Annotated in this window: 24 protein-coding genes; 12 read left to right on the forward strand and 12 right to left on the reverse strand. The window is 68.9% G+C overall.

The window, feature by feature from the left end; all coding sequences use genetic code 11:
• Positions 1–19: 19 nt before the first annotated feature.
• The 5 genes from HPS01S_RS07135 to argH all read right to left on the reverse strand — a co-directional run bounded on the left by HPS01S_RS07135 (position 20) and on the right by argH (position 5,129).
• Positions 20–1,222: an ammonium transporter gene (locus tag HPS01S_RS07135; RefSeq protein WP_066153121.1), complete on the reverse strand. Its 1,203-nt coding sequence runs from the start codon at positions 1,220–1,222 to the stop codon at positions 20–22.
• Between the two features lie 127 nt (positions 1,223–1,349).
• The gene (locus tag HPS01S_RS07140) at positions 1,350–1,865 is read right to left on the reverse strand and encodes a DUF2867 domain-containing protein (RefSeq protein ID WP_066153124.1); all 516 of its coding nucleotides are present in this window, start codon (positions 1,863–1,865) and stop codon (positions 1,350–1,352) included.
• Between the two features lie 27 nt (positions 1,866–1,892).
• Positions 1,893–2,402, reverse strand: a complete 510-nt coding sequence (locus HPS01S_RS07145) for a hemerythrin domain-containing protein (RefSeq protein ID WP_066153128.1) — start codon at positions 2,400–2,402, stop codon at positions 1,893–1,895.
• A gap of 47 nt (positions 2,403–2,449) precedes the next feature.
• Positions 2,450–3,589, reverse strand: coding sequence for an HDOD domain-containing protein (locus tag HPS01S_RS07150; RefSeq protein ID WP_157576133.1), 1,140 nt, complete (start codon positions 3,587–3,589; stop codon positions 2,450–2,452).
• A gap of 106 nt (positions 3,590–3,695) precedes the next feature.
• Positions 3,696–5,129, reverse strand: a complete 1,434-nt coding sequence (gene argH, locus HPS01S_RS07155; RefSeq protein WP_066153134.1) for an argininosuccinate lyase — start codon at positions 5,127–5,129, stop codon at positions 3,696–3,698.
• Between the two features lie 111 nt (positions 5,130–5,240).
• Between argH and HPS01S_RS07160 the strand changes: the two genes are divergently transcribed.
• Together HPS01S_RS07160 and HPS01S_RS07165 are read left to right on the forward strand one after the other, a co-directional pair.
• Positions 5,241–6,302, forward strand: coding sequence for a histidine kinase (locus HPS01S_RS07160; RefSeq protein ID WP_066153137.1), 1,062 nt, complete (start codon positions 5,241–5,243; stop codon positions 6,300–6,302).
• Between the two features lie 34 nt (positions 6,303–6,336).
• On the forward strand, positions 6,337–7,074 hold the full coding sequence (locus tag HPS01S_RS07165) for a LytR/AlgR family response regulator transcription factor (protein ID WP_066153140.1): 738 nt from the start codon (positions 6,337–6,339) through the stop codon (positions 7,072–7,074).
• A 315-nt stretch (positions 7,075–7,389) separates the two neighbouring features.
• On the opposite strand, the gene recJ is transcribed toward HPS01S_RS07165, so the two are convergent.
• Positions 7,390–9,126 (reverse strand): single-stranded-DNA-specific exonuclease RecJ, encoded by a 1,737-nt coding sequence (gene recJ, locus HPS01S_RS07170; RefSeq protein ID WP_066153141.1) that lies wholly within the window; start codon positions 9,124–9,126, stop codon positions 7,390–7,392.
• Positions 9,123–10,073 (reverse strand): phosphoglycerate mutase, encoded by a 951-nt coding sequence (locus tag HPS01S_RS07175; protein ID WP_255284180.1) that lies wholly within the window; start codon positions 10,071–10,073, stop codon positions 9,123–9,125. The genes recJ and HPS01S_RS07175 overlap by 4 nt, the downstream gene beginning before the upstream one ends.
• Positions 10,074–10,142: 69 nt before the next feature.
• Between HPS01S_RS07175 and HPS01S_RS07180 the strand changes: the two genes are divergently transcribed.
• Together HPS01S_RS07180 and lolD are read left to right on the forward strand one after the other, a co-directional pair.
• Positions 10,143–11,399: a lipoprotein-releasing ABC transporter permease subunit gene (locus HPS01S_RS07180; RefSeq protein ID WP_066153150.1), complete on the forward strand. Its 1,257-nt coding sequence runs from the start codon at positions 10,143–10,145 to the stop codon at positions 11,397–11,399.
• The gene (gene lolD / locus HPS01S_RS07185) at positions 11,392–12,066 is read left to right on the forward strand and encodes a lipoprotein-releasing ABC transporter ATP-binding protein LolD (protein ID WP_066153153.1); all 675 of its coding nucleotides are present in this window, start codon (positions 11,392–11,394) and stop codon (positions 12,064–12,066) included. Before HPS01S_RS07180 ends, lolD begins: the two co-directional genes overlap by 8 nt.
• Here the strand turns inward: lolD and HPS01S_RS07190 are convergent.
• Entirely contained in the window at positions 12,044–12,484 is a 441-nt protein-coding gene (locus HPS01S_RS07190) for an META domain-containing protein (RefSeq protein WP_066153156.1), read from the reverse strand. The genes lolD and HPS01S_RS07190 overlap by 23 nt on opposite strands.
• A 69-nt stretch (positions 12,485–12,553) precedes the next feature.
• On the opposite strand from HPS01S_RS07190, the gene HPS01S_RS07195 reads away from it, so the two are divergent.
• Together HPS01S_RS07195 and HPS01S_RS07200 are read left to right on the forward strand one after the other, a co-directional pair.
• Positions 12,554–13,402, forward strand: coding sequence for a TatD family hydrolase (locus HPS01S_RS07195; protein ID WP_066153159.1), 849 nt, complete (start codon positions 12,554–12,556; stop codon positions 13,400–13,402).
• Positions 13,399–13,896, forward strand: a complete 498-nt coding sequence (locus HPS01S_RS07200) for a DNA-deoxyinosine glycosylase (protein WP_066153161.1) — start codon at positions 13,399–13,401, stop codon at positions 13,894–13,896. Before HPS01S_RS07195 ends, HPS01S_RS07200 begins: the two co-directional genes overlap by 4 nt.
• Positions 13,897–13,900: 4 nt before the next feature.
• Here the strand turns inward: HPS01S_RS07200 and HPS01S_RS07205 are convergent, their stop codons facing one another.
• The gene (locus HPS01S_RS07205) at positions 13,901–14,710 is read right to left on the reverse strand and encodes a mechanosensitive ion channel family protein (RefSeq protein ID WP_066153162.1); all 810 of its coding nucleotides are present in this window, start codon (positions 14,708–14,710) and stop codon (positions 13,901–13,903) included.
• A 146-nt stretch (positions 14,711–14,856) separates the two neighbouring features.
• Here HPS01S_RS07205 and HPS01S_RS07210 point away from each other — a divergent pair, with 146 nt between their 5' ends.
• The 5 genes from HPS01S_RS07210 to HPS01S_RS07230 all read left to right on the forward strand — a co-directional run bounded on the left by HPS01S_RS07210 (position 14,857) and on the right by HPS01S_RS07230 (position 19,982).
• Positions 14,857–15,621 carry a class I SAM-dependent methyltransferase gene (locus HPS01S_RS07210; protein ID WP_066153165.1) on the forward strand — a complete coding sequence of 255 codons (765 nt, stop codon included), beginning with the start codon at positions 14,857–14,859 and terminating at the stop codon, positions 15,619–15,621.
• A gap of 7 nt (positions 15,622–15,628) precedes the next feature.
• On the forward strand, positions 15,629–17,443 hold the full coding sequence (gene tfpB, locus HPS01S_RS07215; protein ID WP_157576135.1) for a type IV pilus assembly ATPase TfpB: 1,815 nt from the start codon (positions 15,629–15,631) through the stop codon (positions 17,441–17,443).
• Positions 17,444–17,456: 13 nt separating this feature from the next.
• On the forward strand, positions 17,457–18,167 hold the full coding sequence (locus HPS01S_RS07220; RefSeq protein WP_066153171.1) for a Crp/Fnr family transcriptional regulator: 711 nt from the start codon (positions 17,457–17,459) through the stop codon (positions 18,165–18,167).
• 63 nt (positions 18,168–18,230) lie between these two features.
• Positions 18,231–19,172, forward strand: a complete 942-nt coding sequence (locus HPS01S_RS07225; protein ID WP_066153174.1) for a DMT family transporter — start codon at positions 18,231–18,233, stop codon at positions 19,170–19,172.
• A gap of 12 nt (positions 19,173–19,184) precedes the next feature.
• Positions 19,185–19,982 (forward strand): SDR family oxidoreductase, encoded by a 798-nt coding sequence (locus tag HPS01S_RS07230; protein ID WP_066153177.1) that lies wholly within the window; start codon positions 19,185–19,187, stop codon positions 19,980–19,982.
• Here the strand turns inward: HPS01S_RS07230 and HPS01S_RS07235 are convergent, their stop codons facing one another.
• Complete coding sequence (locus HPS01S_RS07235) at positions 19,983–20,918, reverse strand: DMT family transporter (RefSeq protein WP_066153180.1); 936 nt, start codon at positions 20,916–20,918, stop codon at positions 19,983–19,985.
• Positions 20,919–21,037: 119 nt separating this feature from the next.
• On the opposite strand from HPS01S_RS07235, the gene HPS01S_RS07240 reads away from it, so the two are divergent.
• Entirely contained in the window at positions 21,038–22,030 is a 993-nt protein-coding gene (locus tag HPS01S_RS07240; RefSeq protein ID WP_066153181.1) for a quinone oxidoreductase family protein, read from the forward strand.
• Positions 22,031–22,100: 70 nt separating this feature from the next.
• Here the strand turns inward: HPS01S_RS07240 and HPS01S_RS07245 are convergent, their stop codons facing one another.
• Together HPS01S_RS07245 and HPS01S_RS07250 are read right to left on the reverse strand one after the other, a co-directional pair.
• Positions 22,101–22,640: a porin family protein gene (locus HPS01S_RS07245; RefSeq protein ID WP_084397138.1), complete on the reverse strand. Its 540-nt coding sequence runs from the start codon at positions 22,638–22,640 to the stop codon at positions 22,101–22,103.
• A 182-nt stretch (positions 22,641–22,822) separates the two neighbouring features.
• Positions 22,823–23,455: a putative outer membrane beta-barrel protein gene (locus HPS01S_RS07250; protein ID WP_157576137.1), complete on the reverse strand. Its 633-nt coding sequence runs from the start codon at positions 23,453–23,455 to the stop codon at positions 22,823–22,825.
• Between the last annotated feature and the right edge of the window lie 106 nt (positions 23,456–23,561).

Genomic DNA, 23,561 nt, shown 5'->3' on the forward strand with positions numbered 1-23,561 from the left:
CCACCGCACCGGCCCGCGCTCACCAGCTGACTTCGCGGTCTGGCGTGGCGCTGATCTTGTGGATGCTCAAGTCGGCGCCGTCGTATTCCTCTTCCTGGTCCAGCCGCAGGCCCAGCGTGAGCTTGAGTAGCCCGTAGACCACCGTCCCGCCCAGCAGCGCCCAGGTCACGCCCATGGCGGTTCCCAGCAGTTGCGCACCGAAGCTGACGCCACCCAGGCCGCCCAGCGCCTGTTGGCCGAAGATGCCGGCGGCGATGCCGCCCCAGGTGCCGCACAGGCCGTGCAGCGGCCAGACGCCCAGCACGTCGTCGATCTTCCAGCGGTTCTGCGTGGCGGTGAACATCACCACGAACAGCAGGCCGGCCACGGCACCCACCACCAGCGCTCCCAGCGGGTGCATCAGGTCAGAGCCCGCGCACACAGCCACCAGACCGGCCAGCGGGCCGTTGTGCACGAAGCCGGGGTCGTTCTTGCCGGCGATCAGCGCGGCCAGCGTGCCGCCGACCATGGCCATCAGCGAGTTGACCGCGACCAGACCCGAGATCTTGTCCAGTGTTTGCGCGCTCATCACGTTGAAGCCAAACCAGCCCACGCAAAGGATCCAGGCGCCGAGCGCCAGGAAGGGGATGTTCGAGGGCGGGTGGGCCGAGATGCCGCCGTCCTTGCGGTAGCGGTTGGCGCGGGCGCCGAGGAAGATGACCGCGGGCAGCGCGATCCACCCGCCGACCGCGTGCACCACGATGGAGCCGGCGAAGTCGTGGAAGGTGGCGCCGGTGGTGGCCTCGATCCAGGCCTGCACGCCGAAGTGGCCATTCCAGGCGATGCCCTCGAAGAACGGATAGAAAAATCCGACGATGACGGCCGTTGCGATCAGTTGTGGCCAGAACTTGGCGCGTTCGGCAATGCCGCCCGAGATGATGGCGGGGATGGCGGCGGCAAAGGTCAGCAGGAAGAAGAACTTGACCAGGTCGTAGCCGTTCTTCTGGGCCAGCGTTTCGGCGCCGATGAAGAAGTGCGTGCCGTAGGCGACGCCGTAGCCGACGACGAAGTAGGCGATGGTCGAGACCGAGAAGTCGACCAGGATCTTGACCAGGGCGTTGACCTGGTTCTTTTTCCGGACCGTGCCGAGTTCAAGAAAGGCGAAACCGGCGTGCATGGCCAGAACCATGATCCCGCCGAGCAGGATGAACAGGGCGTCGGCGCCCTGTTTGAGTGCGTCCATGAGGAATCTCCGTGCAGAAAGCGTTTTTGGTGCGTGATTGGCGCCAAAACAGGATCTGCATGGCGAATCGCACCATGTCAAAGCAAAAAACGCACCAATGGAGAGGTTCTTCTGCAGGAGTGGTGCGTCATGCACCGATCGCGCGCAGCACCGACGGCGCGATCAGCTTGTGCATGGGCCTGACCGGCAGCATGTAGAGCCGTCCGAGCCGGTTCTTGGTGTGGACCACGGTGGTGACCGTCACACGCACGGGCTGTCCGGCTGGGCGGGCGCAATGCACCGAGACCACCACGTCCAGGTGCTTGTCGCGGTCACCCAGCAGCACCTCGTCGGGCGTGTTCTCGAACAGGGTGAAGATGCCCACGCGCTCGCCAGGCCGGTAGTCGGCGTCGGGGCGGGCGGGGTGGATGCCGGAGAGTTCGCCCAGGTTCTTCAGGCCCACCAGTTGCACCGCGCGGTTGCGCAGCGTCATGCAGGCATCGACCCAGCGCGGCGTCGCCCGGGCCGATTTCAGGAACTGGCCGAGGGCGCTGAGCGAGGGGTCGGCGGCGTCGATGGCCCAGGCATCGTGGAAGTCGGCGCCTTCCAGGCGCAGGGCGATGCGGCTGCCCGCGGGCGGGGCGACGGCGGTGGGTGTGTTCATCCACCCACTGTAGCCGCCCGGTGGCGGTCAGGAGCAGCTGACGCTGCCGCAGCCGCTCATGGTGGCCGGGCGCACCCGGCTGGGGTCGGCCAGGGTTTCGGTGCGGGAGTCGAAACCCACGTCCTTCATGTGCAGCGCCAGGCCGGCGTCCATGGTGGCGGCGTGCTGCGGGAACCACTCGACCAGCGCCTCGGCCAGGCGTGTGATGATTTCCTTGTCGTCTTTTTCGTAGTGCTCCACCACGGCGTGCAGCGTTTCCATGATGGTGGCGTGGTGGCCGGCGTGGCAGTTGTCGGGCGCGAAGCCGGTGGCCACCATCCAGCGCTCTTCCTGGGCGAAGTGCTCCTTGGTGTGCTCGATGAACTCGAGGTAGAGCGGCAGTTGCTGGTCTTGCGGGGTGGCCAGCAGCCGGTTGAGCATCTCCACGAACTCTTCATGGGTGTCGTCCATGCGGCCGTCGCCGGTCTGCAGCTGCGGGGTCCAGTCCAGCCCGGTGGTGGCCTGGGCGGGGGCTTCGGGGGTGGTGGTCGCTTCCATGGGGTGCCACTGTAGCTGCAAACCGCTGCCCGGGCGCTTGACCGGGGTCAAGCCTCGGCGGTGGCGCGGCCCATCATCTGGTCCAGCGCGGCCTGCAGTTCGGGCGCGGCCAGCGCCTGATCGAGCCGGGCCAGGGCGGGGTGGGCCAGGCTGGCGCGCAGGTGGTGGGTGTCGGCGGCAATGTCCAGCGCCGGGTCGTAGCCTTCGAGGCTGTCGAGCTCTCCCAGCGCAAAGTGCTCGCCCAGTCGGGCGCAGAGATAGCCCAGCGCAAACCGCGGTGCCCGGGCGCGGTCGGTGACCATGAAAGGCGTCGCCAGCTGGCGGCCGACGCCGCAGACCTCGTCGATCAGGCTCTCGGGCAGCTCCCAGGACTTCATCAGCAGGCTGCCGATTTCGCTGGCGTTCAGGCCCAGCAGTTCCTGCTCGGTGTGGGCGCGCTGCAACCGGTTCTGGTGGTGCCACGGCTCCAGGCGCGAGGCGGGAATCAGGGATGCGGCCGCCAGTTGCCCCACGAAGCTGAGCACGACCTGGGTGGAGAGGTTGCCCACATCGGGCAGGTTGAGCGCCTTGCCCAGCCGCACGCAGAGTTCGCTGGCGATGGCGCTGGCCTGCCAGATGGCGTCGAAGCAGCGCTGCGCCTCGGCCAGCTTGGGCTTGAAGGCCTCGGCCAGCATGTACTGCAGGCAGATGCTGCGCACGGTGTTCATGCCCAGGAAGGTCACCGCATGGCCGATGTTGGTCACGGGGGTGCGCAGCCCGTACATCGGCGAGTTCACCGTTGAAAGCACTTTGGCGGCGATCAGCGGCTCGCCCATCACCAGTTCGCTGAGCTCGGCGGAACCGGCCTTGGCCACGAAATCCGGCGACAGCAGCTTCTGCATCGAACGCGGGGGGCGCGGGATGCCGCGGAAGGCGGCCAGCAGGGCGTCGCGGCGTGCGGGGTCGATGTCCTGTTCCCGCAGCCAGCGGAATCCAGCGAGTTCCGCCGGCATGGCTTCGGCCGGCGGCAGGGTGGTTTCACGGGCGGCGGGCGCGGGTGTCGGGGCGGCGGCGCGCAGCGCGGGGGCATTGCTGCGCTGTGCAGCGATGGGTCGTGCGGGCGCCGCTTTCACCGGTGGGCGGCGGAAGAACCACCAGGCCAGGGCCAGCGCCAGAACACCGGCCATCCAGTACATGAGCAGGGACAAGACAACCTCCGTTCAGGGATGAGTGTCCGTGGGCCACGGACTTTTTTACCCCCCGTAGATCGGCATCTGTGCGCCAGTCTTGAGGAAACTGGCCGGCTGACCGCTGTCAGGCGAGGCGGGTGCGGTGGCGCGTGATCTGCGCCTTGACTTGGGCAGGCGCGGTGCCGCCCAGGGTGTTGCGGGCGTTCAGGCTGCCGCGCAGGCTGAGGCACTCGTACACGTCTTTTTCGATCAACGCGTTGAAGCCCTGCAGCACGGCCAGCGGCAGTTCGGACAGGTCGCAGTTGTGGCTGGTGGCGGCCTTGACGGCGTGGGCCACGGTTTCGTGCGCATCTCGGAAGGGCAGGCCCTTCTTGACCAGGTAGTCGGCCAGGTCGGTCGCGGTGGCATAGCCCTTGTTGGCGGCGGCCTCCATGGCGGCGGCGTTGACGGTGATGCCGCCTTCTTTCTGTCCCGTGGCCGGGTTCAGCTGACCACCCACCATCTCGCAGAAGATGCGCAGCGTGTCCTTGAGCGTGTCGACCGTGTCGAACAGCGGTTCTTTGTCTTCCTGGTTGTCCTTGTTGTAGGCCAGGGGCTGACCCTTCATCAGGGTGATCAGGCCCATCAGGTGACCGACCACGCGGCCGGTCTTGCCGCGCGCGAGCTCTGGCACATCGGGGTTCTTCTTCTGCGGCATGATCGACGAGCCGGTGGTGAAGCGGTCGGCGATCTTCACGAAGCCGAAGTTCTGGCTCATCCAGAGGATCAGCTCTTCCGAGAAGCGGCTGATGTGCACCATGCACAGGCTGGCCGCCGCAGTGAATTCAATCGCAAAGTCGCGGTCGCTCACGCCGTCCAGGCTGTTCTGGCACAAGCCTTCCATGCCCAGCGTCTTCGCGACGCGCTCGCGGTCGAGCGGGTAGGTGGTGCCGGCCAGCGCGGCGCTGCCCAGCGGCAGGCGGTTGGTGCGGCGGCGCACGTCGGCCATGCGCTCGGCATCGCGGCTGAACATTTCCACGTAGGCCAGCAGGTGGTGCGCAAAGCTCACCGGCTGCGCCACCTGCAGGTGGGTGAAGCCGGGCAGGATCACCTCCACATTCTTCTCCGCCACATCCACCAGCGCGACCTGAAGTTCTTTCAGCAGATCCGAAATCAGGTCGATCTCGTCGCGCAGCCACAGGCGCACGTCGGTGGCGACCTGGTCGTTGCGGCTGCGGCCGGTGTGCAGGCGCTTGCCGGCGTCGCCCACCAGCTGGGTCAGGCGGGCCTCGATGTTCAGGTGCACGTCTTCCAGGTCCAGCTTCCACTCGAAGGTGCCCGCCTCGATTTCCGAGCGGATCTGCGCCATGCCGCGCTGGATGTCGGCCAGGTCGCTGGCGGCGATGATGTTCTGCGCCGCCAGCATCTCGGCGTGGGCTAGGCTGCCGGTGATGTCGGCCAGCCAGAGGCGCTTGTCGAAGAACACGCTGGCGGTGTAGCGCTTGACCAGCTCGCTCATGGGCTCCGAGAATAGGGCGGACCAGGCTTCGGATTTCTTGTCGAGTTGGTTGGTGGACATGGTGGTGCCAGCGGCGAGAGAAAGGATCGGAGGGCGGCGCGTGCGCCTGGAGGAATGGCCCCGGGCGCTGTGGACCATGCGGTCTGACGGCGACAACCTATAGTGCGAGCCATGCGGGACTCCAGAATTTTATCGAGCTTCCAGGACCTGTCGTCGACCATGGGCGCGCTGCCGCTGTCGCAGATGCCCGAGCACCGGCGCGACGTCGAACTGGTGTACGACACCTGTCAACTGGGCGTGGTGCTGCGCGTGGTGCTGTTCGTGCAGGCGATCGCCTGGGTGGCGGCCTTGTATGGTGCGCAGAGTCTGGTCGACTGGCTGGAGACGCTGGCAGTGCTGACAGCGGCCACGCTGCCCTCGGTGCTGATCTGGCTGCTGGTGACCTGCGGCCTCAAGCGGCAACTGGCGCGCCTGCCCATGCCGGCCCAGTGGGCGGCGGGCATCGGCCTGGGCGCGGTGTCGGCGATCTACGGTTGCGGCATGCTGGTCTGGGCCGGTCTGGTGTCTCCGGCCCCCTGGCTGGCCAGCGCCGCCAGCGGCGCGCTGGTCGCGACCGTGGTCGTGGCGGGCCTGGTCTGGCGCCTTCGGGCCAAGGCCCCGGCCGGCACCACGGCGCGCCTGGCCGAGCTGCAGGCGCGCATCCGCCCGCACTTTCTCTTCAACACGCTCAACAGCGCGATCGCGCTGGTGCGCGCCGAACCCGCCAAGGCCGAGGCCCTGCTGGAAGACCTAAGCGAGTTGTTCCGCCACGCCCTGGCAGATTCGCAGGAGGCGGTGCCGCTGGCGCAGGAGCTGGCGCTGGCCGAGCACTACCTGGCGATCGAGCAGGTGCGCTTTGGCGAGCGCCTGCGGCTGGAATGGAACCTGGACCCGAAAGCGGCCGGCGCGAAGCTGCCACCACTGATCCTGCAGCCGCTGGTCGAGAATGCGGTCAAGCACGGTGTCGAACCGAGTCCGACCGGCGCCACCGTGCGCATCACCACCAAGCGCCGCGGTGGCATGGTGGTCATCAAGGTGACGAACACCGTGCCCGCCGGCAGCGGCCCACCGGGGCACGGTCTGGCCCAGGACAATGTGCGTCAGCGGCTCGCGCTGCTGCACGATGTCGAGGGCCGGTTCCAGTCGGCGCTGGTGAATGGCGTGTACCAGGTTCGACTCGAAATACCGATATAAGACAGTCTGGACGCAGGGATCAACGGAGCGTGACATGGCACTCAAGGTACTGATCGTGGACGACGAAGCGCTGGCGCGGTCGCGGCTGCGCACGCTGCTGGGCGACTGCACCGATCCGCGCGCCGAGGTGGTCGGCGAGGCTGGCAACGCGGTGCAGGCGATGGACCAGATCCAGCGCGCGCCCTGCGACCTGCTGCTGCTGGACATTCACATGCCGGGCGTGGACGGCATGGCACTGGCGGAGAACCTGCGCTCGATGGCCGCCCCGCCCCGGGTGGTGTTCGTGACCGCGCACGCCGAGCATGCGGTGCATGCCTTCGAGTTGGATGCGGTCGACTACCTGACCAAGCCGGTGCGTCTGGAGCGCCTGCAGCAGGCCCTGCAGAAGGTGCAGCGGCTGATGACGGCGGAGCCGTCGGAGGCGGGCGGGGGAACCGAGAGCCTGCTGATCCAGGAGCGGGGCCGCAGCGAGCGGGTGGCGCTGTCGGAGGTGATCTACCTGAAGGCCGAGCTGAAGTACATCACCGTGCGCACGGCGGAGAAGGAGCACATCTACGACGGCGCGCTGAGCGATCTGGAGCAGAAGTACGCCCACCTGTTCGTGCGCGTGCACCGCAACGCGCTGGTGGCGCGGCGCTGTGTGCGGGCGGTGGAGAAGCACAACGATCCGGTCGAGGGCGAGGGCTGGACGGTGCGCCTCGATGGCTGCGACGAGCGCCTGGCGGTGTCGCGCCGTCAGCTGGCGGCGGTGCGGGAGTCGCTGGTCGGCTGACTTTCCGTTCGCCGCTTTGTTGGCGTTGACGGAGCTCCGGTCAGCGGCGACTCGGGTGACCGGCTCCGCTCATGTCCCCCGGATCGGGCCGTGCCCGATCCTCCTCCTTTACTTCGCTGCGCCGGTCACCCCAGCCACCGCTGACCTCCTGGCGGGAGCCAGTCGGGGAGCGCAGACCATGTCACGGGCTGGGGAGGGTGGACAGTGCTGTGCAGCGAAGTAAAGGAGGAGACGGCCGAAGGCCGTCGGGGGACATGAGCGGAACAGTGCCGGCCGCCCTCCCCAGCAACGCCCAAGTGCCGGCGTGAAAGGACCTCAGACCTCCGCCGCCTCGATCAAAAACCGGACCCGCCGCTGCCCCTGCCACTCGTCCGCATCCAGCCGGAACGCAATCTTCACCGAGGGCGGCAGCGGTTCCGTGTGACCGAACCAGATCCCGTCGACCTGGTCGCCCTGGTGCTTGAGCTTCACCGACAGGTGCTTCTCGCCCACCAGCCGCTGGCTCACCACCTGCACCTCTTCGCAGAACACCGGCGGGGCAAAACCCTGGCCCCAGACCTCGGCGTGCAGCGTGTCCACCAGGTCCGGACGCCGGTACTGCCTGTCGAGCACGCCATCGGCTTCCAGCCGGCGCTGCAGCGTGGCCGCGTCCAGCCACTCGTGGGCCACCTGTGCAAAGGCTTGCTCGAAGGTGTCGATGTGTTCTTCGTCAATCGTGCAGCCGGCGGCCATGGCGTGGCCGCCGAAACGCAGCAGCACACCAGGGTGGCGCTTGGCCACCAGGTCGAGCGCATCGCGCAGGTGGAAGCCCGGAATCGAGCGGCCCGAGCCCTTGAGCTCGTGCTCCTTGCCCTCGGCGCCGCTGGCCGCGAACACAAAAGTCGGGCGGTGCAGCTTGTCCTTCAGGCGCGAGGCCACGATGCCGACCACGCCCTCGTGGAAGTCGGGATCGAACACGGTGATGGCCGGTGGCGGCTCCTCGCTCTCGTCGAACAGCTCCTCCACGATCATCAGCGCCTGCTCGCGCATCTCGCCTTCAATCGTCTTGCGCTCGCGGTTGATGCCGTCCAGCGTGCGCGCCAGTTCGTCGGCGCGACCGGGGTCGTCGGTCAGCAGGCATTCGATGCCCAGCGTCATGTCGGCCAGGCGGCCGGCGGCGTTCAGGCGCGGGCCCAGCGCAAAGCCGAAGTCGAAGGCGCTGGCCTTGGCCGGCTGGCGCGCGGCCACGGCGAACAGCGCGGCCATGCCCGGCGGCATGGCGCTGGCGCGCACACGCTTGAGGCCCTGGGCGACGAGGCGGCGGTTGTTCGCGTCGAGTTTGACCACATCGGCCACGGTGCCGAGAGCGACAAGGGGCAGCAGCGTGTCGATCTTGGGCTGCGTTTTTGCGTCGAACACACCGCGTTCGCGCAGCTCGGCGCGCAGCGCCAGCAGCACGTAGAACATCACGCCCACACCCGCAATGCTCTTGCTCTCGAAGCCGCAGCCCGGCTGGTTGGGGTTGACGATGGTGCAGTCGGTCGGCAGCGTGACCGCGCCGTCGATGACGGCGGGCAGGTGGTGGTCGGTCACCAGCACGTTCAGGCCCGCCTCGCGCGCGGCGCGCACGCCGGCCACGCTGGCAATACCGTTGTCCACGGTGACCAGCCAGTCCGCGTCACGCTGCTTGACGCGCTGCGCAATCGACGGCGTGAGGCCGTAGCCGTCGGTCACGCGGTCGGGCACCAGGTATTCGACCTTGTCCCAGCCCATGGGGGCGCCCAGCAGTTTCAACCCGCGCACGCCGACGGCGCAGGCGGTGGCGCCGTCGCAGTCGTAGTCGGCCACGATGCACAGGCGCTGGCCAGCGGCCATGGCGTCGGCCAGCTGCTTCGCGGCGGTGGTGGCGTTCAGCATCTGCGTGGGCGGGATCAGCAGGGACAACGCGTCGTCCAGCTGTTCCTTGGCGGTGATGCCTCGGGCGGCGAACAGGCGGGCCAGCAGCGGGTGCAGGCCGGCCTGCTCCAGCGCCCAGGCGGCGCGCGGTGGCACATCGCGGGTGATGATCTTCATAGGTCTTTCAGGGTGTCGCTGACCGGCGTGGTGCCAAACAGCTGCTTGATCGAACGGCCGAGGCGCGCGAAGGCGCCGGCCGGGGCGGTGGTCCAGGTGCGGGCGTGGCGTTCGCCGCAGAGGGTGAGGGTGACGGGCTCGCCGCGCTGGGCGGCCGCCAGCAGCGCGGCGATCTCGCCCGCGTCCAGCGCCTGCCAGGCCTTCTGCCAGCCGGCCCAGTCACCGCGCAGCGCGGCCTGACGCAGGGTGTCGGGCATGTCCGGCGCCTCGGCCAGCGCCGGGGGCGCGGCCAGCGCGCCCGCGCCATGCACCCAGAAACCGTTGACCGGCAGCAGGCCGCGCGCGGTGCGGGCGTCATGCGCCGGGTGGGTGTAGAACAGCATCTGCGCCTCGCTCTGCAGGCGCTTGAGCAGGCGCGCACCCGCCACGTTGGCGGGGCTCTCGGCCAGCCAGGCGTCCACCATGCGGCCACTCACCCGGTCCAGGCTGGCGCAGGCGATGCCGCGCAGCGGCTCGCCGCTGGCGTGCCACTCGGTGGCGCTCTCCCGGCGCAGCGTGAGGCCGTCTTCGGCGCACAGCGGCTCGAAGGCCTCGAACAGGGCGCGCGAGTCGGCGTCGTCCAGCGCCAGCTGCGCACCCGGCAGCAGCGTGACCTGTTCCATGCCGACCTGGTAGTGGCAGAGGCTGAACCAGGCCTGGGGCGCGGTGGGTGCTTCGCTCTGAGCGGCCGCCCAGGGAATCTGCCCGTCGGCCACTGGCAGGCCCAGCGCGCGGGCCAGGGCCCGCTCGTGCGGGGGTGTGAGGCTGTGGTCGTCGCCCCGGTCGGCGGGCTGCTCGGCCAGGCGCGCCAGCAGGGCCTGCAGGTTGGGCAGTTTCAGGCCGGGGAGCAGCGCCTGGCATTCGGGGGCGCTGGCGGCGGCAAAGGGGATCAGCAGGTGGTGGGGCACGAGGGACAAGCCGGACGGGGGAACAGCCGGGATTGTCGGGGATGCCACAATCGCCGCTGGATTTCATCGATGCAAACCCCCTACGAACTCATCCTCGGCTGGCGCTACACGCGCGCCGGCCGCGCCACCCGGCGCAACGGCTTCATCTCCTTCATCTCGGGCGTGTCCATGCTGGGCATCGCGCTCGGTGTGGCGGCGCTCATCGTGGTGCTGTCGGTGATGAACGGCTTCCAGAAAGAGGTGCGCGACCGCATGCTGGGCGTGCTCTCGCACATCGAGCTGTACGACGCCAGCGGCCAGGCCATTCCCGACCTCAATGCGGTGCTGACCACCGTGCGCCAGCACCCCGAGGTGGTCGGCGCGGCGCCCTATGTGGGCGCGCAGGCGCTGCTGGCGCGCGGCGAGGACATGAAGGGCGCCATCGTGCGCGGCATCGATCCGGCGCAGGAACCGCAGGTGGCCGACCTGGCGAAAGACCTTGCGCAGACTTCACTGCCGCGGCTGGTGCCGGGCGGCTTCGGCGTGATCCTGGGTGGCGAACTGGCGCGCAGCCTGGGGGTGGGCATGGGCGACACGGTCACGCTGATCGCGCCCAGCGGCCAGGTCACACCGGCCGGCGTGGTGCCGCGGGTGCGGCAGATGAACGTGGTCGGCACCTTCGACTCGGGCCACTACGAGTACGACTCGGCGCTGGCGCTGCTGCACGTCGAAGACGCGGCGCGCATCTTCCGCGTCGAGGGGCCGACGGGCGTGCGCATCAAGATCCGCGACCTGCACCAGGCGCGCGAGGTGGCGATCTCGCTGGCCGGCCAGTTGCCCGAGGGCATGCTGGTGAAGGACTGGACGCGCCAGAACCGCACCTGGTTCGCGGCCGTGCAGCTGGAAAAACGCATGATGTTCATCATCCTCACCCTCATCGTGGCGGTGGCGGCGTTCAACCTGGTGTCGACGCTGGTGATGACGGTGACCGACAAGCGCGCCGACATCGCCATCCTGCGCACCCTGGGCGCGAGCCCGAAAAGCATCATGGGCGTGTTCATGGTGCAGGGCGCCATGGTGGGCGTGATCGGCACCGGCCTGGGCCTGCTGCTGGGGCTGGGCATCGCCTTCAACATCGACACCATCGTGCCGGCGCTGGAGCGCGCGCTGGGCGCCAGCTTCCTGCCGCAGGACGTCTACCTCATCAGCCGCATGCCCAGCGACCCGCAGCGCGCCGACATCCTGCCGATCGCGGTGATCTCGCTGATCCTCTCGTTTGTGGCCACGATCTACCCGAGCTGGCGCGCCAGCCGCGTCAATCCTGCTGAGGCTTTGCGTTATGAGTGATGTGGTGTTGCAGGCGCAAGGCCTGACCAAGCGCTTCACCGAGGGCCGGCTGGACGTGACCGTGCTCAAGGGTGTGGACCTCACGGTGCGCGCGGGCGAGACGGTGGCCATCGTCGGCGCCTCGGGCTCGGGCAAGAGCACGCTGCTGCACCTGCTGGGCGGGCTGGACGCGCCCACCGCCGGCAGCGTCACGCTGATGAAGCAGCCGCTCGCCGGGCTCAGCGCCGCTCAGCAGGGCGCGCTGCGCAACCGCCACCTGGGCTTCGTCTACCAGTTCCACCATTTGCTGCCGGAGTTCAGCGCGCGCGACAACGTGGCGATGCCGCTGTGGATTCGCCGCATGCCGCGCGCCGAGGCGGGCGCCCAAGCGGCCCAGGTGCTGGCCAAGGTCGGGCTGTCCGAACGCCTGCAGCACCGGCCGGCCGAGCTCTCGGGCGGTGAGCGCCAGCGGGTCGCCATCGCGCGCGCGCTGGTGACAAAGCCGGCCTGCGTGCTGGCCGACGAACCCACCGGCAACCTGGACCGCAGCACGGCCGACGGTGTGTTCGAGCTGATGATGCAGCTGGCCCGCGACCAGGGCACGGCCTTCATCGTCGTGACCCACGACGACGCCCTGGCCGCGCGCTGCGGCCGGGTGCTGCGACTCACTTCCGGGGTGCTGTCCTGACCAAGCGCAGCGGCTGGTCCAGGCCCTGCGCATGGATCAGCAGCGTGTCGCCCTGCACCTCGTAGCGCTGGGCTTTCTGCAGCGCGCCCAGGTAGCGCGATTCCTGCTCGCTGGCGCCACCAAGGCAGGCCATCTTGGTGGACATCAGCGGGCCGAACGTCAGGCGGTCCCGGTCGATCTCGACCGCGCCGGAAAATCGGTTGCAGGAGCCGTGGCCCACTGCCTGCCCCGGCTGTGGGAACACCAGCGTGGCCGCCGGCTGCGGTAGCGCGACCTGACCGGCGATGGACTGCAGCCGCCACTCGCTGCCCCAGAGCGGTTCGGGCGCCGACGAGGGCGCAGGGGCGGCGCAGGCCCCCAGCGTGCCGGCGATGGCCAGGGTCGCGATGGAAAACAAACGGGTGGTGCGCAGTGACATGGGAATTCCTCCGTGGAGCCTAGCGGCCCCGGGGGTCGGGGCACAATCGTTCGAGGAGTTATACCCCCGATGTGGATCGACACGCACTGCCATCTGGACGCCCCCGAGTTCGGCGCCGACCACGCGCTCGCCGTGCAGGCGCGCGCGCTGGCGGCGCAGCGCGGCGTGGGGCTGTGCGTGATTCCGGCGGTGATGCGGCAGAACCTGGACACGGTGCGGCGGCTGGCACACCGGCTGGGCGACGCCTACGCGCTGGGCATCCACCCGCTGTACGTGCCCCGGGCCGCGGACGAAGACCTGGATGCGCTGGACGCGGCGCTCACCAAACACCGCAACGACCCGCGCCTGGTGGCGGTGGGCGAGATCGGGCTGGACTTTTTTGTGCCGGCCCTGTGCGAACCCGCCATGCGCGAACGGCAGGAGCGCTTCTACCGCGCCCAGCTGCGGCTGGCGCGCCAGCACGGCCTGCCGGTGATCCTGCACGTGCGCCGCAGCGCGGATGGGCTGCTCAAGCACCTGCGTGAGCTGCCCACCGGCGGCGGCATCGCCCACGCCTTCAGCGGCAGCGCCGAACAGGCGCGCGCCTTCACCGACCTGGGCTTCGCGCTGGGCTTCGGCGGCGCGTCCACCTTCGAGCCGGCCAAGCGCCTGCGCGCGCTGGCGGCCGAACTGCCGCTGTCGGCGGTGGTGCTGGAGACCGACGCGCCGGACATCCCGCCGCAGTGGCTCTACGCCACCGCCGCCGAACGGGCTGCTGGCCGGCCACAGGGCCTGAACACGCCGGCCGAGCTGCCGCGCATCGGTGGCGTGATCGCCGGGCTGCGGGGCATGGCGCCCGACGAATTCGCGGCGACGACCAGCGCCAACGCCTGTCGTGTGCTGCCGCGGCTGGCGGCGCTGGCGCCGGTGACCTCATGACCCGCCTGGTCGGCCTGCCGCCGGTGATCGGGCCGCAGACCCGGCTGCTGGTGCTGGGCAGCTTCCCGGGTGTGGCTTCGCTGCGCGAGCAGCGCTACTACGGCCACCCGCAGAACCAGTTCTGGAAGATTCTGGGGGCGCTCTGGTCGGTGGATCTGGTGGCCCTGGGCTACGCGGAGCGGCTGGCCGTGGTGCGCGAGCGCGGGCTGGGTATCTGGGATGTTTATGCCGCCTGCGAGCGCGAGGGCAGTCTGGACACGGCCATCCGGAACGCCGAACTCAACGACTTCGGCCTTGTGCTTCGCGAGTGCCCGAACCTGGTGGCCATTGCCCACAACGGTGGCGAGAGTTTTCGGCATGCGAGGCACACGCAGGCGTGGGGCCTGCCGGTGTACCGGCTGCCGTCCACCAGCCCGGCGAACGCCAGCTGGTCGTTCGAGCGCAAGCTGGCGGCGTGGGACGAGGTGTTCAGGGCCAGCGGTCTGCTGGCCTGAGCCCTCACACCGTGCGGTGTGCCATGGGCGTCTCGGGCACCGGGTACCCCGCCGCACCAAAGGTCGTGACGATGGCCTTGTTGGTGTCGAAGTAGACCTGCCAGTAGTGGTCTGTGTGCGTGTACGGGCGCACGCACAGCAGCGGGCCTTCGGGCGTGAACTGCAGGATCTCGATGTCCGGGGCCGGTGAGGCCTTGACGTTCGGGATCGCAGCGATCACCGGCCGCAGGCGCGCCATGGCGTCCATCACGTCCACGCTGTTGGCCACCTTGGCCACGCAGTCCACGCGGCGGTATGGCTCGGCGCTGAAGTTCTGCACGTTGTCTGCAAACACCTTGTTGTTGCCCACCACTGTCAGCACGTTGTCCGGCGTGAGCACCGTGGTGGCGAACAGGCCCAGTTCCTTCACGGTGCCCAGCGTGCCGCCGGCGTTGATGAAGTCGCCCACCTTGTAGGGCCGCAGCACCTGCAGGAACAGGCCGGCCGCGAAATTGCCCAGCATGCCGCTCCAGGCCGCGCCGATGGCCAGGCCCGCGCCGGCCAGCAGGGCCGCGAACGAGGTGGTCTTGATGCCGAAGATGTCCAGGATGGCCAGCACCAGTACCAGGGTCAGCAGCACCGAGATGATGGACTTGAGGTACTGCGTGAGCGTGGCGTCGACCTTGCGGCCCTTCTCCAGCGCCGCGCCGATCAGCCGCACCGCCAGCGCGATCAGCCAGCGCCCGACCACCCAGGCCGCAATCGCGCCCAGGATCTTCAGGCCGAAGTCGGCCCCCTGGGTGCTGAGGAAATTCCAGACCACTTCCATGTTCATAATGAATCCTTTCTCCTGGAACACCTTGTCCCGATGCGATCTTCCTTCGCCCATGCGAACTCTTTTCGACAGGCCGACGCCTTGACGCGCAACGCCGTGTCGTTTGCGCCGCCGCTGTCGCATTCCTGTGAGTGGAGGGCGCCCCGATGAGGAGTTCTTCACGCGCCGCAGCCGGCGCGCTGCCGGACGTCACACTCTCTGAAGACGGCGAGGTGCGTTTCCTGCACCTGGGCACCGAGTGGATCCAGGGCTCGATGATCATCGACGACCCCTTCGCCATCGAGCTGGACTATGTGCAGCGCATGATGGCCTGGTTGCTGTTTGTCGACCCCGACTCGGTGTCCAGACGCCGAGCCATGCAATTGGGCCTGGGCTCGGCCGCGCTGACCAAGTTCCATTACAAAAAGTTGCGCATGGACACCACGGCGGTGGAGATCAACCCGCAGGTGGTCGCCGCCTGCCGCGGCTGGTTCAAGCTGCCGCCCGACGGGCCACGCCTGCGCGTGCTGCTGGCCGACGCGGCGCAGGAGGTTCGCCAGGCGGTGCACCTGGGCAGCATCGACGCCCTGCAGGTGGACCTGTACGACCACGAGGCGGCGGCGCCCGTGCTCGACAGCCCCGACTTCTATGCCGACTGCCGCGCCCTGCTGACCGACGAGGGCGCGATGACGGTCAACCTGTTCGGCCGCGATGCCAGCTACGAGCGCTCGCTGGAAAGCATCTGCGCCGCGTTCGGGCGCGACGCGGTCTGGGCCTTCAAGCCCACGCGCGAAGGCAATACCATCGTCCTGGCGCAGCGCACCCCCCAGCGACCCACGCGCATGGAACTGCTGGCCCGCGCGGAAGAGATCCGCACGCGCTGGGACCTGCCCGCGGTGAAATGGCTGCGCATCTTCAAACCGGTTGAATGAGACCCGCATGAAAACCACCCACAAGCCCGCCGCCCCGAAAACCGCCGACGCCGGTCCGCTGGACTGGCGTGTCCTGGTGGGGTGGCTGCGCGAGGACGCCGTGATCTCGGCCGACGAGGCCGCACGCACCATCGCCCGCTGCGCTTCGGCCCACAGCGCCCAGCATCCGCTGGTGCGGCTGGCGGTGGTGGGCATGTCGCGCCAGTCGGACGGCCAGGTGCTCGACGTGGAGATGCTCACGCAGTGGCTGGCCGCGCGCAGCGGTCTGGAGTTCTTCCGCATCGACCCGCTCAAGGTCGATGTGGGCAAGGTGGGCGACGTGATGAGCGCGGCCTACGCCGAGCGCCACAAGGTGCTGCCGGTGCAGGTGGGGCCCGCCGAGGTGGTGGTGGCGACGGCCGAGCCCTTTGTGCGCGACTGGATCCCCGAGGTCGAGCGCCAGACGCGCAAGAGCGTGCGCGTGGTGGTCTCGCCGCCGCAGGATGTCGCACGCTACACGGCCGAGTTCTTCGCGCTGGCCAGGTCCGTCCGGGCGGCCAGCAAGATGGGCAACCAGAGCAACCCCTTCGGCACCTTCGAGCAGCTGGTCGAGCTGGGCAAGGCCAACAAGCTGGACGCCAACGACCAGCACGTGGTGCAGGTGGTGGACTGGCTCTGGCAGTACGCCTTCGACCAGCGCGCCAGCGACATCCATCTGGAACCGCGCCGCGACCAGGGCGTGATCCGCTTCCGCATCGACGGCGTGTTGCACCCGGTCTACCAGATGCCGATGACGGTGATGAACGCCATGACCGCGCGCATCAAGCTGCTCGGCCGCATGGACGTGGTCGAGCGCCGCCGCCCGCAGGACGGCCGCATCAAGACGCTGCGGCCTGAGCGTGGCAATGGCAAGGGCGACGAGGTCGAAATGCGTCTGTCGACCCTGCCCACCGCCTTCGGCGAGAAGCTGGTGATGCGCATCTTCGACCCCGACGCGACGGTGAAGGACCTGGCCGCACTGGGCTTCTCGGCCACCGACGCGCCGCGCTGGGAGTCGCTGACCAAACGGCCGCACGGCATCATCCTGGTGACCGGTCCGACCGGCTCGGGCAAGACCACCACGCTGTACGCCACGCTCAAGCGCCTGGCGACCGAAGAGGTCAACGTCAGCACGGTGGAAGACCCGATCGAAATGATCGAGCCGGCCTTCAACCAGACCCAGGTGCAGCCGCACCTCGACCTGGACTTTGCGCAGGGGCTGCGCTCGCTGATGCGCCAGGACCCGGACATCATCATGGTGGGCGAAATCCGCGACCTGCCGACCGCCGAGATGGCGGTGCAGGCGGCGCTGACCGGCCACCTGGTCTTCTCGACCCTGCACACCAACGACGCGCCCAGCGCCATCATGCGGCTGATGGAACTGGGCATTCCGCCTTATCTGATCAACGCCACCGTGCTCGGGGTGCTGGCGCAGCGCCTGGTGCGCACGCTCTGCCCGTCGTGCAAGGTGCGCGAGGACGATGCGGCGGCCGAGGCCTCGCTCTCGTCGCTGGCCGATCTGGTCAAGCCCTGGCAGGTGAGCGGGAAGTACCGGCCCTACCAGCCGGTGGGCTGCGTGGAGTGCCGCATGACCGGTTTCCGCGGCCGCACCGGCCTGTACGAGCTGCTCACCATCACCGAGGCCTTCAAGGACAAGGTCAACCGCGAGCCGAAGATGGAGAGCCTGCGCCGCCAGGGCGTGACCGACGGCATGCGGCCGCTGCGCCTGGCCGGGGCTGCCCGGGTCGCCGAAGGCCTGACCACGCTGGACGAGGTGCTGGCCTGCACACCGCCGGTGCAATGACACCCTGAGAACCATGATCCCCATCAAGACCGAGTCGGCATGGCGCGGCACCGCCGACTGCCGCGCCTGCGGCATCCGCGACATGGTGCTGTTCGCGGACCTGCACGAAGACGACTTCAACCTGATCCACGCGCCCATCGACGACCTCGAATACGCGCCGGGACACGCGCTGGTGCGCATGGGCGAAACCGCCACCTCGCTGTTCACGCTGCGGGCCGGCATGGTCAAGCTGGTGCGCAACACGGTGGACGGCCGCCAGCGCATCGTGCGGGTGCTGCGCAGCGGCGACGTGATCGGCCTGGAGGCCCTCATGGGGCCGACCTACGACGCCGACGCCATCGCGCTGACCAGTGTCCGCGTCTGCCGCCTGCCGCTGCAGGTGATCCAGCGCCTGAACCGCGAAACACCGCGCCTGCACCAGCGCCTGCTGGAGCGCTGGCACCGCAGCCTCAAGGAGGCCGACGACTGGCTGGCCGACCTCAACTTCGGCAACGCGCGCCAGCGCCTGGCGGGTCTGATCCTCAAGATGCGCACCGACCAGGACCCCTCCCTGTGCACGCTGTTCTCGCGCGAGGACATGGGGGCCATGCTCGACCTCAAGCTGGAGACCGTCAGCCGCACGCTCAACGCCTTCGTGCGCGAGGGCCTGATCGAGCCGATGGACCGGATCGGCCGCGCCTACCGCATCGTCGACGCGGCCCGCCTGACCGCGCCCAAAGACTGAGCGCGAAGGCTCCCATCGCCGAACACGACAGCGGCGCCGGCGTGGCCTGCCGATAATTCCCGGATGACGGTCACCGCCTCCCGCCCGCCCCACCTCGTTTCCGGACTGCTGCTGGCCTGCGCCGGCTCCATCGCCTTCAGCGGCAAGGCCATCATCGTCAAGCTCGCGTACCGCCACGGGGTCGATGCGGTGACGCTGATCATGTACCGCATGCTGTTCGCGCTGCCGATGTTCCTGGCCCTGGCCTGGTGGGCCACCTACCGGCAGGGCGGTGGCGCGAAGCACCCGCTGAGTCGGCGGGACTGGCTGGGCATCCTGGGCCTGGGCGTGACGGGCTACTACCTCGCCAGCTTCCTGGACTTCTGGGGCCTGAGCTACATCAGCGCCAGCCTGGAGCGCCTGATCCTCTACCTCAACCCCACCCTGGTGCTGCTGCTGGGCTGGCTGCTGTATGGCCGCCGCATCAGCGCCACGCAGGCGGTGGCGATGGCGGTGAGCTACGCGGGTGTGCTGCTGGTGTTCGGCCACGAGGCCGACTTCGCCGGCCCGGGCGCGGCGCTGGGCGCGCTGCTGGTGTTCCTGAGCGCGATCAGCTACGCGATCTACCTCGTCTACAGCGGAGAGATGGTCAAGCGCCTGGGATCGATGCGGCTGGTGGGGCTGGCGACCAGTGTGGCCTGTCTGCTGTGCCTGCTGCAGTTCGTGCTGCTGCGGCCGCTGAGCGCCGCCGAGGTGGCGCCCGAGGTGATCTGGCTGTCGGTGCTCAACGCCACCGCCTGCACCTTCGCTCCGGTGATCATGGTGATGATGGCCATCGAGCGCATCGGCGCGGGGCTCGCGGCGCAGACCGGCATGATCGGGCCGATGTCGACCATCGCCATGGGGGTGCTGATTCTGGAAGAGTCTTTCAACGGCTGGATCGTGGCCGGCACGGTGCTGGTGGTCTCGGGCGTGTTCCTGGTGACGCGCTTCGGCGGCCAGGCGGCGCAACCCAAACAGGACTAGGAGAAATCAAACATGGATCTGGGCATTGCAGGCAAATGGGCGCTGGTGTGCGGCGCGAGCAAGGGCCTCGGGCTGGGCTGCGCGCAGGCGCTGGCGGCCGAGGGCGTGAACGTGGTGATGGTGGCGCGTGGCCGCGAGGTGCTGGACGCCTCGGCCGCCGCGCTGCGGGCGGCCTCGCCGGGCGTGGCCGTGATTGCGGTGGCCGCCGACATCACCACCCCCGAGGGGCGCGACGCCGCGTTCGCTGCGCCGGGCGGGCCTGGCACGGCCTTCGACATCGTGGTCACCAACGCCGGTGGCCCGCCGCCGGGCGATTTCCGCTCGTGGGACCGCGAGACCTGGATCAAGGCGGTGGACGCCAACATGCTCACGCCCATCGAGCTCATCAAGGCCACCGTGGACGGCATGGCGGCGCGCAGTTTTGGCCGCATCGTCAACATCACCAGCAGCGCAGTGAAGGCGCCGATCGACATCCTGGGCCTCTCCAACGGCGCGCGCAGCGGCCTCACGGGTTTTGTGGCCGGTGTCGCGCGCAGTGGCATCGCGGCCAAGGGCGTGACGATCAACAACCTGTTGCCCGGCAAGTTCGCCACCGAGCGCCTGCAGGGCACGATCGCGGGCACGGCGTCCAAGACCGGCCAGACCGTGGACGAAGTGCGCGCCGCGCAGCTGGCGCTGGTACCGGCCCGGCGCTTCGGCACGCCCGAGGAGTTCGGCGCCATCTGCGCCTTCCTCTGCAGCCGGCAGGCGGGCTACCTCAACGGCCAGAACATCCTGCCCGACGGCGGGCTGTACCCCGGAACCTACTGATCAGCGCCGGGAACTGACCAGAATCCCGCCCACGATCAGCACGAAGCCGGCCAGGTGGTAGAGGTGCGGCGGCTCACCCAGCAGGGTCGCCGACATCAGCGCGGCGAACAGCGGGGTGAGGTTGCTGAAGAAACCGGCCACGGTCGGACCGACCCGAGACACACCCGCGCCCCAGGCCCGGTAGGCCAGCAGCGAGGGGCCGATGGCCACGTACAGCAGCGACAGCACCAGCGGCCAGCCCCAGCGCAGGTGGTGTTCGCCCTCGGGCAGGGACGGCAGCATCAGCCACTCCCCGGTGGTCATGGCGGCGGACCAGGTGAGCCCGAAGGCCACCTGGGCGAGCAGGAAGGCGGCCCAGTCGCGCCGCACCTCGGGCGGCTCGCTGCCGGGCGCCGGGCGGGCGAGCATCCAGCTGTACCAGGCCCAGGTGATGGACGCCGCGAGCATCCAGGCGTCGCCCGGCACCAGCTGCAGGGTGCCCAGCTGGTGCCAGTCGCCGCGCACCAGCACCACGACCACCCCGGCCAGCGACAGCGCGGCGCCCAGGGCAGCGCGCCTTGTCACCGGCACGCCGTAGAACAGCCGACCCAGCAGGATCATCCACACTGGCATGCTCGCGGCGACCAGCGTGACGTTGATCGGCGTCGAGGTCTTGAGCGCCATGTACTGCAACGCGTTGTAGAGCGCCACGCTGGTCAGGCCCAGCACGGCGAAGCGCCGGCCATGCGCCCACACCGGGCTGCGCGGTGCCAGCACCCAGGCGGCCAGCGGCAGCAGCATCACGAAGGCCAGCACCCAGCGCAGGAAGTTGAAGGTGATGGGCGGGATGCTGCCCTGCATCAGCCGGCCGACCACGGCGTTGCCAGCCCACAGCAGCGGCGGTATCAGGAGCAGGGCCGCGGTGGCCGGGGTCAGGCGCTGGGAGGGGTTCGACATGCCTGCACTGTAGCGACCGGTGGCATCCCCTGGCTGGCCTGGGGCTGACGGCCTGACACCCTCGGGACGGTCGCGAATCGTGGCAGCATGTGCGGCATTGCCAACCTGAGGAGACCTGCATGACCCAGACCAGCCGCGCCGTGCGCATCCACGCCCATGGCGGCCCCGAACAGCTTGTTGTCGACACCGTCGAGGTCGGCGATCCCGGCCCGGGCGAGATCCGCATCCGCCACCACGCCATCGGCCTGAACTTCATCGACGTCTACCAGCGCACCGGCCTCTACCCCAACCCCATGCCACTGGCACTGGGCATGGAAGGTGCGGGAGTGATCGAGGCGGTGGGCGAGGGCGTGACCCATCTCAAGGTCGGCGACCGCGCGGCCTACGCGGCGGGCAAGCCCGGCAGCTACTGCGATGTGCGCGTGATGCCGGCGATGAACGTCTGCCAGCTGCCCGACGGCATCTCGTTCGAAACCGGCGCGGCCATGATGCTCAAGGGCCTGACCGCCCAGTACCTGCTCAAGCGCTGCAAGCCGGTGGAAGGTCTGGAGAAGGGCGACTTCGTGCTGTTCCATGCCGCGGCCGGCGGCGTCGGTCTGATCGCCTGCCAGTGGGCCAAGGCCCTGGGCCTGCGCCTGATCGGCACGGCGGGGTCGGACGAGAAGTGTGCGCTGGCGCGCGAGCACGGCGCCGAGTTCACCATCAACTACCGCACCGAAGACTTCGCCGCGCGCGTGAAGGAGATCACCAGCGGCCAGGGTGTGAAGGTGGTCTACGACTCGGTCGGCAAGGACACCTTCGAGAAGTCGCTGGACTGCCTGCGGCCGTTCGGCCTGATGGTCAGCTTCGGCAACGCCAGCGGCCCGGTGGCGCCGTTCGCGCCGGGCATCCTGGGTCCCAAGGGCTCGATCTACGTCACGCGCCAAACTCTGTTCACCCACATCAGCAGCCGCGAGCGCACGCAGGCCATGGCCGACGACCTGTTCGACGTGGTGGGCAGCGGCGCGGTGAAGATCCGCATCGACCAGCGCTTCGCACTGACCGATGTGAGGAAGGCGCACGAAAGCCTGGAAGCGCGCCAGACCACTGGGTGCACCGTGCTCCTGCCCTGAGCCAGAGAGCCATAAAAAAAGCCCCGGAGCCAGCAGCCCCGGGGTTTTTTCAATGGTGAGCCGGCAACGGTCAGAACTTGAAGCCGACGCCGAAGGTGACGCCGTCGACCTTGGTCCCGCGGCGGTCCAGGTAGTTCATGTAGTCGGCGTTCAGCGAGAGCTGCGGCGTGAGGCTGAAGCTCGCGCCACCGCCATAGGCGAAGCCGGTGGTGCGGTTCGAGTCGCCGACGCCGAACGCCGAGGTGCTCACCTTGGTGCTGGCCACGCCGGCCCGGCCGTACAGCTCCACGGTGTCGCCCAGCATCACCTTGGGTTTGACGAACGCCCCCAGCATGTTGTCGACCTCACCCGTGGCCCTGGCCGGCCCGATGCGCACCGAGTCGTCCTTCAGGCCGGTGGCGGCGTGGCCCTCGATGGCCAGGTGCGGCGCGAGTTCCACGCCCACGATGGCGCGGGCGGCGGTCGGCTTGACCTTGGCGTCGAAGCCCCGGCTGTCCTGCTTGAGGTTGAACTGGCTGTAGCCCACCTCGCCGTACACCCCCTGGGCCTGCGCGCCGAGGGCGAGCAGCGAAGCGGAGCCGATGAGCACTGTTTGCAGACGTCGTTTCATGAAACCTCCTGGTTGTGAAGATCGCTGACCCGGACAGGCCAACGCCCAGTAGGAGGGACGCGCGGGACAGCGGGTTCCGGTGATTGGGACAACGCTGCGCAAACGAGGTAATGAAATGTAGGCCGTGGGCACAACAAAAAAGGCCACCGGAAGGTGGCCCTTGGACTCAAGGCGCGCTTGTTTCAGAAGGCCACGCCGGCGCCCAGCGTGAAGCCGGTGAGCTTCACGCCGCTGCCGCTGTAGTAGCTCATGTAGTCGGCGGCCACGCTGACCGGGCGGTTGCCGAAGGACTTCCAGGGCGTCACCGTCTTGAATCCCAGCCCGTAGGACAGGCCGGCGCCGCCGTCGGTGCCGGTGTAGCCGCCGACGCTGGTGCCGGCGTTGGCGATGCCCAGGCGGGCGAAGAACTCGGTCTCACCACCGATGCGCAGCCGCGGCTTGGCGTAGGCGCCCAGCAGGGTGCCGGCGCTCACGCTGTAGGCGGTGCCCCAGGGCCCCACGGCATCGGCGCCACGCAGGCCCAGGCCCAGCATGGCTTCGGCGGCCAGGTTGGGGTGGTAGTCGTAGCCGGCGACAGCGCGCAGCATGATGGGCTTGGCCGAGATGCCGGCGCGGGCGATCTTGTAGTGCAGAAAGCTCAGGCCGAGCTCTCCGTACACCTGTCCGTCCAGGCCTTGCGAGGCCAGACTTTTTTCCACATAGGCCTCGCCTTTGGCGGCGCCGGCACTGGCCTTCTTCTGAACGGTCTGCGCCGAGGCGGCGCAGGTCATCACAGCCATCGCGCCGAGCGCGATGAGCTTCTTCATCGTTTGCATGGGAACTCCCTGAAAAAACAAAAAAACGCTGGGTCGCCTTCTTCCGCTTGACGGGCGGCACACAAGAAAAAAGGAGCCCGTTGTCGGGCTCCTTTTCCTGGTGGAA

The sequence above is a fragment of the Hydrogenophaga pseudoflava NBRC 102511 genome (assembly GCF_001592285.1).
In the GTDB taxonomy this organism is placed as follows: domain Bacteria; phylum Pseudomonadota; class Gammaproteobacteria; order Burkholderiales; family Burkholderiaceae_C; genus Hydrogenophaga; species Hydrogenophaga pseudoflava.

Excerpts from the sequence above, each read along its gene's own strand:
- HPS01S_RS07135 (WP_066153121.1), bottom strand. The coding sequence starts at position 1,222 with ATGGACGCACTCAAACAGGGCGCCGACGCCCTGTTCATCCTGCTCGGC.
- HPS01S_RS07140 (WP_066153124.1), bottom strand. The coding sequence starts at position 1,865 with ATGAACACACCCACCGCCGTCGCCCCGCCCGCGGGCAGCCGCATCGCC.
- HPS01S_RS07145 (WP_066153128.1), bottom strand. The coding sequence starts at position 2,402 with ATGGAAGCGACCACCACCCCCGAAGCCCCCGCCCAGGCCACCACCGGG.
- argH (WP_066153134.1), bottom strand. The coding sequence starts at position 5,129 with ATGTCCACCAACCAACTCGACAAGAAATCCGAAGCCTGGTCCGCCCTA.
- HPS01S_RS07160 (WP_066153137.1), top strand. The coding sequence starts at position 5,241 with ATGCGGGACTCCAGAATTTTATCGAGCTTCCAGGACCTGTCGTCGACC.
- HPS01S_RS07165 (WP_066153140.1), top strand. The coding sequence starts at position 6,337 with ATGGCACTCAAGGTACTGATCGTGGACGACGAAGCGCTGGCGCGGTCG.
- recJ (WP_066153141.1), bottom strand. The coding sequence starts at position 9,126 with ATGAAGATCATCACCCGCGATGTGCCACCGCGCGCCGCCTGGGCGCTG.
- HPS01S_RS07180 (WP_066153150.1), top strand. The coding sequence starts at position 10,143 with ATGCAAACCCCCTACGAACTCATCCTCGGCTGGCGCTACACGCGCGCC.
- lolD (WP_066153153.1), top strand. The coding sequence starts at position 11,392 with ATGAGTGATGTGGTGTTGCAGGCGCAAGGCCTGACCAAGCGCTTCACC.
- HPS01S_RS07190 (WP_066153156.1), bottom strand. The coding sequence starts at position 12,484 with ATGTCACTGCGCACCACCCGTTTGTTTTCCATCGCGACCCTGGCCATC.
- HPS01S_RS07195 (WP_066153159.1), top strand. The coding sequence starts at position 12,554 with ATGTGGATCGACACGCACTGCCATCTGGACGCCCCCGAGTTCGGCGCC.
- HPS01S_RS07200 (WP_066153161.1), top strand. The coding sequence starts at position 13,399 with ATGACCCGCCTGGTCGGCCTGCCGCCGGTGATCGGGCCGCAGACCCGG.
- HPS01S_RS07205 (WP_066153162.1), bottom strand. The coding sequence starts at position 14,710 with ATGAACATGGAAGTGGTCTGGAATTTCCTCAGCACCCAGGGGGCCGAC.
- HPS01S_RS07210 (WP_066153165.1), top strand. The coding sequence starts at position 14,857 with ATGAGGAGTTCTTCACGCGCCGCAGCCGGCGCGCTGCCGGACGTCACA.
- tfpB (WP_157576135.1), top strand. The coding sequence starts at position 15,629 with ATGAAAACCACCCACAAGCCCGCCGCCCCGAAAACCGCCGACGCCGGT.
- HPS01S_RS07220 (WP_066153171.1), top strand. The coding sequence starts at position 17,457 with ATGATCCCCATCAAGACCGAGTCGGCATGGCGCGGCACCGCCGACTGC.
- HPS01S_RS07225 (WP_066153174.1), top strand. The coding sequence starts at position 18,231 with ATGACGGTCACCGCCTCCCGCCCGCCCCACCTCGTTTCCGGACTGCTG.
- HPS01S_RS07230 (WP_066153177.1), top strand. The coding sequence starts at position 19,185 with ATGGATCTGGGCATTGCAGGCAAATGGGCGCTGGTGTGCGGCGCGAGC.
- HPS01S_RS07235 (WP_066153180.1), bottom strand. The coding sequence starts at position 20,918 with ATGTCGAACCCCTCCCAGCGCCTGACCCCGGCCACCGCGGCCCTGCTC.
- HPS01S_RS07240 (WP_066153181.1), top strand. The coding sequence starts at position 21,038 with ATGACCCAGACCAGCCGCGCCGTGCGCATCCACGCCCATGGCGGCCCC.
- HPS01S_RS07245 (WP_084397138.1), bottom strand. The coding sequence starts at position 22,640 with ATGAAACGACGTCTGCAAACAGTGCTCATCGGCTCCGCTTCGCTGCTC.
- HPS01S_RS07250 (WP_157576137.1), bottom strand. The coding sequence starts at position 23,455 with ATGCAAACGATGAAGAAGCTCATCGCGCTCGGCGCGATGGCTGTGATG.